We start from the raw sequence: 9,699 nt of genomic DNA on the forward strand, positions 1-9,699 counted from the left end.
CAGGGATGCAGATGCTCGCCATCGCGCAGGACGGCATGCGGCCCGGCAAGAGCGCGGAGGTCTTCGACGGCCTCAAGCGCATGATCATGCTGGGCGAGGTCGAGCCCGGCGTGGCCCTGCTCGAGCTGGAGCTGGCGCAGCGCTTCCAGTGCAGCCAGGGCACGGTGCGCGAGGCGCTGCTGGCGCTGCAGGAGGAAGGGCTGGTGCATCGTCTGCCGCACCGGGGCACGCGGGTCGCCGACTGCACCGAGGACGAGGCGGTCGAGATGTTCCGGCTGCGCCACGGCATCGAGACCCGCGGCATCGTCCGCGCCTTGCGCCGCCCTGACCCCGCCTTGCTGCCGGACCTGACCGCCCTGATCGAGGGCATGGAGGCGAAGGCGCTGGCCGGCGACGAATACGGCCAGACCGAGCTGGACCGCGCCTTCCACCGACGGCTGTTCCGGGCCGCCGGCCTGCCGGCGGTCGAGCCGCTGCTGCACCGCTGCATCCTGCACAACCACCGCTTCAAGATCACTCGCAGCGGCGAGCGGCGCGACCTGATGGCCACCGCCCGGCGGCACTGGACCATCGTCGAGGCGCTGACGGCGCGCGACGAGGCCGCGGCCGTCGCCGCCATCGGCCATCACATCGAGACCATCGTCGATGTCGGCCCGTCGATCTTCGGCACGGCCGCGGAGGGCCGCACGGCATGACCGGCTTCGATCCGGACGACGCCCCGAACCCGGAGATGGCGGCGATCATGGCCCGGCTGGCCGCCGAGGACGGGCACCTGCCGGACCCGATGACGCTGCCGGCCGCAGAAGGCCGGGCGCAGGCGGAGGCGGGCAATGCCCGCTGGAACCGGGACCTGCCACCGATGGAGACGGCCGAGCTGACGCTGCCCGGCGGCATCGCCCCCCGCCCGGCCCGGCTGTTCCGGCCGCCATCGGCGCGCGGCGCGATCCTCTACATCCATGGCGGCGGCTGGGCCTTCTGCAGCCTCGACACCCATGACCGGGCGATGCGCTGCCTGGCCGAGGCGACGGGCATGGCGGTGATCGGCATCGATTACCGCCTGGCGCCGGAACACCCCTACCCCGCCGGGCTAGACGATGCCGTGGCGGCCTGGCGGGCGCTGCCGGAGGTGCTTGGCCTGTCCGGCCCGGTCGGCGTCTCGGGCGATTCCGCCGGCGCCAACCTGGCGCTGGCGCTGATGCTCCGCGAGCAGGACGCCGGCCGGCGGTCGCCGGAGTTCGGGCTGCTGTTCTACGGCGTCTATGCCGTCGACCACGACACCGAGTCCCATCGGCGCTTCGGTCCCGGCGGCTACGGGCTGACCACCGCGAAGATGATCCGGTACCGCGACTGGTATGCGCCCGATCCCGCCACCTGGGGAGAGCCGACGGTCTCGCCGCTGGCCGCATCGGACGCCGCGCTGGCGGCGCTGCCGCCGCTCTATCTCAACGCCGCCGGGCTCGACCCGCTGCTCGGCGACACGCTGGCGCTCGGGGCCCGGCTGCGGGCGCTGGGCCGGGCCGATCCGGCGCGGGTGCATCGCGGCGTCATCCACGGCTTCATGCAGATGACGGGCGCGCTGGCGGAGGCCCGAACAGCCTTCGCCGAAGCCGGGGCCTGGGCCCGGCGCTTCAACGAAAACGCATAAACGGAGGAGGAGACGTCATGAGGAAGATGCGAGGAGCGGCCCTGGCCGCGCTGCTGGCGCTGGCCGCCGGGACGGCCCAGGCCGAGAGCACGGTCCGCTTCTGGTACCATTTCGACAATCCGGACAATCCGGTGGCCGATCTGGTCGCCAGGTTCGAGGCGGCCAATCCGGGGATCAAGGTCGAGGCCGAGAACATCCCCTGGAACAGCTATTACGACAACCTCTACACCGCCATCGCCGGCGGCAACGCGCCGGACGCGGCGATGGTGAAGCTGTTCGCCCAGCCGCGGCTGGTGGAGATGGGGGCGCTGGAGCCGATCGACGACCGCGTCGCCGGCTGGGACGGCAAGGCCGACCTGCAGGACGACCTGCTGAAGATCAATAGCGGGCCGGACGGCAAGCAGTACTACCTGCCGGTCCAGTATGTCGTCTCCTACCTCTACTACCGCGCCGATCTGTTCGCCGAGGCCGGGCTGCAGCCGCCGAAGACCTGCGAGGACTTCGCCAAGGCGGCGAAGGCGCTGACCCGCGACACCAATGGCGACGGCCAGCCGGACATCTGGGGCTTCGGCTTCCGCGGCGGCAAGGGCGGCTATGACCATTGGGGACCCTTCGTGCTGTCGGCCGGCGCCAAGTTCGAGAAGGGCGGGCTGACCAGCCAGCAGGTGGTCGCCGCCAACAATTGGCTGGTCGATCTCTACCGCAACCAGAAGCTGTTCCCGCCCTCGGCCCCGAATGACGGGTTCCAGGAGATCATCGCCGCCTTCCAGCAGGGCCGCACGGCGATGACGATCCACCACATCGGTTCCTCCGCCGGCATGGTGAAGGCGCTGGGCGACAAGGTCTCGGCCGTGCCGGTGCCGGAGTGCAACGGCGGCCGCTGGACCTCCTATGGCGACGAATCCCTGGCCGTGCTGTCCTCGGCCGAGGACAAGGACGCGGCCTGGAAATGGATCGCCTTCCTGGCCAGCGGCGACGCCAATGTCGAGTTCAACAAGGCGACCGGCCAGCTGCCGGTGACCAAGAGCGGCGCGGCGAACTGGACGCTGCACGAGAAGCGCTTCGTCGACGCCACGGTGCACTCCCTGCCCTTCGCCCACAGCCTGCCGGCTGTCTCGCAGACCGCGGATTTCGTCAACACCGTGTGGCCGGCGGCGATGCAGCGGGCCCTGACCGGCGAGATCACGCCGGAGCAGATGATGCAGGAGATCGAGCAGCTCTACGCCCCTTGAGGCGAGGACGGGATCGATGTCGATGACCCTGGCGACGGCACGGAGGGCTACGGCCCGCGGCAAGGCGCGGACCCGGATCCTGCCCTATGTGCTGCTGAGCCCGGCGGTGCTGGTCACGCTGCTGATCGTGTTCCTGCCGATGCTGCAGGCGCTGGTGCTGAGCCTGCACGACTTCGTGCTGTTCCGGCCGACCCAGATGCCCTTCGCCGGGCTGGGCAACTTCGCCAAGGCGCTGGCCGACCCGGTGTTCTGGACCTCGCTGCAGCACACCGCGCTCTGGGTCGGGATCACGGTCCCGGCCCAGCTGCTGCTCGGCCTCGTCACCGCGCTGCTGCTGAACCAGCGCTTCTGGTGGCGGCCGCTGGCCCGGGCGGTGGTCATCATCCCCTGGGCCTTGCCCAGCGTCGTCATCGCCCTGATGTGGCGCTGGATCTACGACCCCAACGCCGGGGTGCTGAACGACGTGCTGGTGCGCCTGGGCATGCTGCAGGGCGCCTTCCCCTGGCTGGCCGATCCCGGCACCTCGCTCTATGCCATCATCCTGACCCTGACCTGGCAGGGCTTCCCGTTCTTCGCGGTGATGATCCTGGCCGGGCTGCAGGCGGTGCCGCGCGACCTGTACGAGGCCGCGGCGATCGACGGCGCCACGCCCTGGCAGCAGTTCTGGCGCATCACCCTGCCCTCGATCGCCGGGGTGATCGCGACCGCGGCGCTGCTGCGGCTGATCTGGGTCGCCAACTCGATCGACGTCATCTTCGTCATGACCGGCGGCGGCCCGGGCTACGCCACCCACACCCTGCCGCTCTATGCCTTCATCAAGGCCCGGACCAATCTCGATTTCGGCTACGGCTCGGCCCTGGCGGTGATCTTCACCCTGCTGCTCGCCGGCTTCGTCCTGGTCTATCTGCGGCGCACCACGAGGGCCATGGACTGATGGTCACCCGCAGCTCCCCCTGGCGCCGGGCCGCCCTGATCCACCTGCCGATGCTGCTGATCGCGGTCTTCGCGCTGGGCCCCTATCTGTGGATGGCGCTGACCTCGCTGACGCCGCCGGACGACATCGTCGGCCGCGGCGTCGCCGCCGACCCGTCGGCCTGGACCACCGCCAGCTACGAGCGGCTGTTCGGCCGCACCAGCTTCCTCCTGAACATGGGCCACAGCCTGATCGTGGCGCTGGGCACGGTCGCGGTCGGGCTGACGCTGAGCGTCACCGCCGCCTATGCCTTCTCGCGCTTCCGCTTCGCCGGGCGCCGGCTGCTGATGCTCCAGTTCCTGGTCATCAACATGTTCCCGGTCGTGCTCTTGATCCTGCCGCTGTTCGTGCTGATGCGGCGGCTGGGGCTGCTCGACTCCCACATCGCGCTGATCATCGCCAACGCCACCGTCGCCATCCCCTTCGCCATCTGGATGATGACGAGCTACATCGACGCCATCCCGAAGAGCCTCGACGAGGCGGCGATGACCGACGGCTGCTCGCGGCTCGGCGCGCTGTGGCGGGTGATCCTGCCGCTGTGCGGCCCCGGCCTGGTGGCGACCGGCATCTACATCTTCATCACCGCCTGGAACGAATATCTCTACGCCCTGACGCTGGGCGGCCGCAGCGTCCGCACCATGACCGTCGCGATCCAGACCCTGATCGGCGAGTACCAGATCGAATGGGGCCTCTTGACCGCCGGCGGCGTGGTCGGCGCCCTGCCCGCCACCATCCTGTTCCTGCTCGTCCAGAAACGCCTGATCGGCGGCCTGACCCAAGGCGCCGTGAAGGGATGACCGACCCTCGACCGAAAGTGACCCCCTCCATGCCGAACCCGATCGGCCTGATCTCCATGCAGGTCGCGCGCCCCTTCACCGCCGAGCATTTCGGCTGGTTCGAGCGGATCCGCGCCATGGGCTACGACTTCATCGAGCTCCTGGTGCCGGAGCCGGGCGAGCTCGACCTCGCCGAGACCCGAAGGGCGCTGGCCGGCGCCGGCCTGTCCGTCGTCCTCGCCGCCCGGGTCAACCTGCAGCGCAACCTGACCGGCGACGATGCCAGCGCGCGAGAGGCCGGGGTCGACTACCTGCGCTATGCCGCCGACTGCGCCGAACAGCTCGGCGCCCGCATCGTCGGCGGCCCGCTCTACGGCAACCCGCTGGTCTTCGCCGGCCGGCCGCCGGCGCCGGTGCCGGAGGATCTGCGCCTGCGCCGGCAGGACTGGTGCGTCGACGGGCTGCGCCGGGCCGCCGACGCCGCCCGCGACCATGGGGTGGTGCTGGCGGTCGAGCCACTGAACCGGTTCGAGACCGACATCCTGTGCACCACGCGCCAGGGGCTGGAGCTGATCGACCGGGTCGGCCGGCCGGAGGTGCGGCTGATGCTCGACACCTTCCACATGCATATGGAGGAGGCGGACATCGCCGAAGCGATCCGCCTGGCCGGCGACCGCTTCGTCCATTTCCAGGCCAATGAGAACCATCGCGGCTTCGTCGGCACCGGCGCCACCGACTGGGTGGCGGTGGCGCGGGCGCTGGCCGATGCCGGCTATGAAGGGCCGATCTCGGTCGAGCCGTTCCGCCGCGACGACGACCGCTTCGGCGTGCCGATCGCGCAGTGGCGGCCGCCGCATGAGGACGAGACCGCGAAGCTGACGCAGAGCCTGGCCCTGCTGCGCGGCGCGCTGGCGATGGGGGGATATCGGCGATGAAGATCGGCTGGATCGGCTGCGGCACCCATGCGAGCCAGATGCTGCTGCCGCAGCTGACGCGGCACGACGTCGAGCTGGCGGCGCTGTGCGATGTCGACGCCGCCGCCCTGGCCCGCGCCGCCCGCCAGTTCGGCGTTGGCGCGACCTATGCCGACCACCGCGACCTCTTGGCCCATCCCGGGCTGGACGCGGTCGGCATGGCGGTCGGCCCGGCGGCGCACCACGCCATCGGCCTCGCCGCTTTGGCCAAGGGGCTGCCGGTGTTCATGGAGAAGCCGCCCGGCGGCAATCTCGCCCAGGCCGAGGAGCTGCTGGCGGCATCGGAGCGCGCCGGCAAGCCGCTGGTGCTCGGCTTCATGAAGCGCTGGTCGATCGGCAACCGCATCGCCGGCAACATCGTCCGCGGCGGCGAGTTCGGCCCGGTGCTGGGCTTCTACGGCTCCTACATGACGGCGCCGACCTATTTCCGCGGCGCGGTCGACTATTCGGGATTCTTCCTGCACCACTGCGTCCACTACATGGACCTGCCGGCCTTCCTGGCGGCCTCGCCGATCCGCGAGATCTCGGCCCGCAAGGTCGAGAACGGCCCGGGGCGGCTGCTGATGCACATCGCGCTGGGCTTCGACAGCGGCGCCATCGGCACCGTGGTCATGGGCACGGTGCAGTCGCGCGGCACGCCGATGGAGTTCGTCCAGATCATGGGCGACCACCGCCGGCTGGAGGTGCGCAACGTCATCGACGTGACCTATTACCGCGACCCGGCCTTCAAGACCCATGACCTCGGCGCCACCCTGTCCGGCGGCGAGGACGCGCTGACCTGGTCGCCCAACTTCACCGCCGCCGCCAACGAGGACGTGAAGGGCTACCACGCTTTGCTGGAGGTGACGCTGAAGGCCTTCCGCGGCGAGGCGGCCGACGACGCCCCGACGATCCGCGACGGCGTCACCGCGATGCGGCACCTGGAGACGCTGCGGCGGCAGGTCGAGGGGTAAGGCTGCTCCATCCGGCTTGAGCGACCTTTTCAGAATGTCTCTTGGGCCATTTTTGGGGGCCAGAAAAGGCATCGGCCGAAAGAGAAATGGAGTCCCCCCTCCCCTCGCGGGAGGGGGATAGGGGGAGGGGGTTTTCGCCGTCAAGACTGGCCTGGACTCTGGCGATCCGGCTCTGACCGAGGGGCCTGTTCTCTGCCCGTTCGCGCGCGGACGCGCGCAGCCCCTCCCCCTGCCCCCCTCCCGCAAGGGGAGGCGGGACAAGAAAAGGAACGGGCGTCAGCTATTTTGAAAAGGTCTCGCTTGAGCGGCGGCGGCGCTCAGCTGCTGTCGAGCAGGGCCTCGGGGCCGTTCTCGAGGCAGATGTTGGAGTGGAGGTCGATGGCGAGGGAGCGGCAGAGGCGGACCGTGGCCTTCTCGGTGCTCGCGGTGTCGAGCAGCGTGTCGATGTCGGGCTCCTGCAGTCGCGCCGCCAGCCCGGCCTTGAGGTCGGCGATCCGGGCGGGGTCGGCGCACTCGTCGATGGCCTCTTCGACCATGGCGACGACCGCGGCCCGGCGGCTGTCGCGCTCGGCCCGGATCTCTTCCGGGCTGCCGGCCGGCAGGCCCGGGCGGCCATTCTCGTAGCGCGGCTGGTAGCGGCGCCATTGCCGGACCAGGCCGAGGCCGCAGACCAGCCCGGCCACGACCGACGAGACCGGGCGGTCCTCGACCGGGTCGTCCTTGTCGAAATAGAGGTTGGCCATCGCCTCGCAGTACGGTTCCCTGAGGGCGGCGGAGCGGGCGAGGTCGGTGCCGCGGTCGGCCCCGATCAGGCGGTCGATGACGTCCTCGACCTCCTCCCGGTGACGGGCGCGGCGAGCCTCGCGGCCGCCGTCGCGGGTGCAGAGATCCTGCACGGCGCGGGCGCGCTGGGCCAGGGTCTGGCGCACCAGATGGGCATAGCGGGCGAAGGCGAGACCTGGGTCTGCGGCCGGCGCCTCGGCCGGCGCAGCCGCAGCCTTGGGCTGGGCTTCGGCGGCCTGGGCGGCGAGGGCGCGGGCGCCGGCCGTCTCGGCCAGCTGCATGCCGATCTCGGCCAGGCGCGTGAGCATCTCGCACTGCTGCAGCGTGCAGCCGCGGCCATAGGCCTGAACGTCGAAATCGGCGGGGATCTCCTTCATGGAACGTATCATGAACGAGTCGCGCAGGCGAGCGCAATGAACATTGTGTTTACTGATTTGGCGGAACCAGTTTGGTTGCGCATTCGGGCCGGCCGGCGGGTGCGCGGCTGGCTCACCGATCTGCTTCGCTCATCAGAGCCACGTCAAAATGTGCACTGTCGCTGCAATTTCTCACAGACGGGCAACCGCTGACCATTTTCAGCTATTGCGGACGCCTCCCGCCGCAGACCTATTAAGACGGTAGCTCTATGTGCTCATGCTGCTGGAACAGCGGAATGCAACACAGACGAAAGATGAGCCAGCATGCATATATCGCGTCCGCACTGTATGGGCTGCCATCGTTGAGAAGGCCGTGTGCCAACGCATGGCGAAGGCTCGGGCCCGGCTTTGATAGAAACACATTATCAATATCGGCCGTGATGGCTTTGCCGAAAGTCTCATCCCAACTCTGGGCGCATTTGTTCGAAGAGAGCCGAAATTGTTCGATCTTCCTGGGTTTGCTTTGCATCATCGAACGTAGTGACATCGTGCCCTCTGGTCTTCAGGACATGGCGGAGTGAGTTCTCCAGCAACGGCGTAAGGATGTAGAGAGCGCTAACAAAGTCCCCCTGGAAGAAACGCGTAAAGCCTCGACTATAAGTCCCCCACAAATCATGAGGCACAAATGGGCTGTGCCGGAGCAGTGATTCGAATATGTCTTGGCCGACATAGAAACGATCCACGATAATTTGCCGTGCCACCTGCACTTCGCCCGTCACAAAGATGCCCCCGCGAAGACTACGTGGGAGGCAGATTTAGGCCCTGCATTCTGCAAGAACACCTCGATTTCTGCCGCAACCTGGCTGGGATCGGAAACGTTGAGGTCCAGGTCCATCTCGCAGAACCAAAGCACCGGAACAGGATTTTTCCCCCTACCGGCCCGATCTCGAAGTAGCGGCACGAGCTTGCGGGCGGCGACAGCTTCATCACTATCCCAACCAACGGTGCGGCTAATGGTCAGAGCGCGACGAAGCGAGTCGCGAGCTACCAACCCCAGCATAGGGTCATCATCTGGGTCAGAGTACTCTTTGAGCTGACCCGAGCCGAGACGTTCGACAATCTCCACGTATGACTCGACTGCGGCCTTTCCCAAGCCGTACCGCTTGCGCTCAAGAAGCCAGCATACGTCGCTAAGACGGGCCCTCAGGACAACATTCTTCGTCCGTGCCGCAGCATCGGCCAGGACCGCAAGCGAACCTCCGCGAAAGTCTTCCGGTATTGACGACCGCGTGTCACCAACGACCATCTTCGCGCCGTAGGGCGCATGACGATCCTCAGGCTTAAAGTGAAAATCAGTCACGGCCGAGAGCATTGCAAATACCCTAGCAGCAGGAGCCGCCAATTCATCATCCAGGTTCTCGTGCAACTTTGATGCGTCAAAATACGCTCGACTCAGATCGCGACAATCCGCCAAGTCGTTATCCGCAATGGGCCCCTCAAAATCGAGATCCAGGATATCGTCAACCGTTGCTTGCAGCCAAAGAGGTTTTTCTTCTATCTCTTGCTGAATTCCAGCATCTCCTTTGTCTTTTCCCATCGTATGTACCTATTATCAATGAAATTGAACTTTATCGATATTACAGAATTACGTCGTGTGCGAAATTCGCTCCCGCCGAGGCAGGAAATTGCAGGGTCTATCAACCGCGGACGAGGCGAAAATGTGGCTTTGAAACCATTCTCGACCTTACGACGGCTGGCTTCTGCTTGCCAAATGAATCAGACCCTCCCAGGCCTGGACTGCACCCCTGGACTGAGACAGAAAAATTGGGGTGACATGGGTGATCGAAGGCTGAAAGGGGGAGGGGGTTTTCTCAGCTCGAACTGGCCTGGACCCTGGATCTATCCGCCAGCGTCGGGGTTCTTTGCCCATTCGCGCGCGGACGCGCGCAGACCCCTCCCCTGCCCCCCCCCCCCCAAGGGGGGGGGGGGGTAAAAAAGCGCGGGGGC

Annotated in this window: 9 protein-coding genes; 7 read left to right on the forward strand and 2 right to left on the reverse strand. The window is 67.6% G+C overall.

What is annotated here, in order from left to right; all coding sequences use genetic code 11:
* The first annotated feature begins 5 nt into the window (after positions 1–5).
* From AAHM41_RS09355 to AAHM41_RS09385, 7 genes are read left to right on the forward strand one after another with little or no spacing between them, the layout of a single operon-like run.
* The gene (locus AAHM41_RS09355) at positions 6–695 is read left to right on the forward strand and encodes a GntR family transcriptional regulator (RefSeq protein ID WP_342236260.1); all 690 of its coding nucleotides are present in this window, start codon (positions 6–8) and stop codon (positions 693–695) included.
* Complete coding sequence (locus AAHM41_RS09360) at positions 692–1,645, forward strand: alpha/beta hydrolase fold domain-containing protein (protein WP_342236261.1); 954 nt, start codon at positions 692–694, stop codon at positions 1,643–1,645. Before AAHM41_RS09355 ends, AAHM41_RS09360 begins: the two co-directional genes overlap by 4 nt.
* Positions 1,646–1,662: 17 nt before the next feature.
* Positions 1,663–2,877: an ABC transporter substrate-binding protein gene (locus tag AAHM41_RS09365; protein WP_342236262.1), complete on the forward strand. Its 1,215-nt coding sequence runs from the start codon at positions 1,663–1,665 to the stop codon at positions 2,875–2,877.
* Between the two features lie 16 nt (positions 2,878–2,893).
* A complete protein-coding gene (locus tag AAHM41_RS09370; protein WP_342236263.1) occupies positions 2,894–3,811 on the forward strand; it encodes a carbohydrate ABC transporter permease in 918 nt (305 codons plus the stop codon).
* A complete protein-coding gene (locus AAHM41_RS09375) occupies positions 3,811–4,647 on the forward strand; it encodes a carbohydrate ABC transporter permease (RefSeq protein ID WP_342236264.1) in 837 nt (278 codons plus the stop codon). The genes AAHM41_RS09370 and AAHM41_RS09375 overlap by 1 nt, the downstream gene beginning before the upstream one ends.
* A gap of 29 nt (positions 4,648–4,676) precedes the next feature.
* Positions 4,677–5,561, forward strand: coding sequence for a sugar phosphate isomerase/epimerase family protein (locus AAHM41_RS09380; RefSeq protein WP_342236265.1), 885 nt, complete (start codon positions 4,677–4,679; stop codon positions 5,559–5,561).
* A complete protein-coding gene (locus tag AAHM41_RS09385) occupies positions 5,558–6,553 on the forward strand; it encodes a Gfo/Idh/MocA family protein (RefSeq protein WP_342236266.1) in 996 nt (331 codons plus the stop codon). The genes AAHM41_RS09380 and AAHM41_RS09385 overlap by 4 nt, the downstream gene beginning before the upstream one ends.
* Before the next feature lie 317 nt (positions 6,554–6,870).
* Here AAHM41_RS09385 and AAHM41_RS09390 read toward each other — a convergent pair whose 3' ends face one another.
* On the reverse strand, positions 6,871–7,713 hold the full coding sequence (locus AAHM41_RS09390; protein ID WP_342236267.1) for a hypothetical protein: 843 nt from the start codon (positions 7,711–7,713) through the stop codon (positions 6,871–6,873).
* A gap of 754 nt (positions 7,714–8,467) precedes the next feature.
* Entirely contained in the window at positions 8,468–9,289 is an 822-nt protein-coding gene (locus AAHM41_RS09395; RefSeq protein WP_342236268.1) for a DUF7380 domain-containing protein, read from the reverse strand.
* Positions 9,290–9,699 lie beyond the last annotated feature (410 nt).

The organism is Inquilinus sp. OTU3971, from assembly GCF_038440215.1.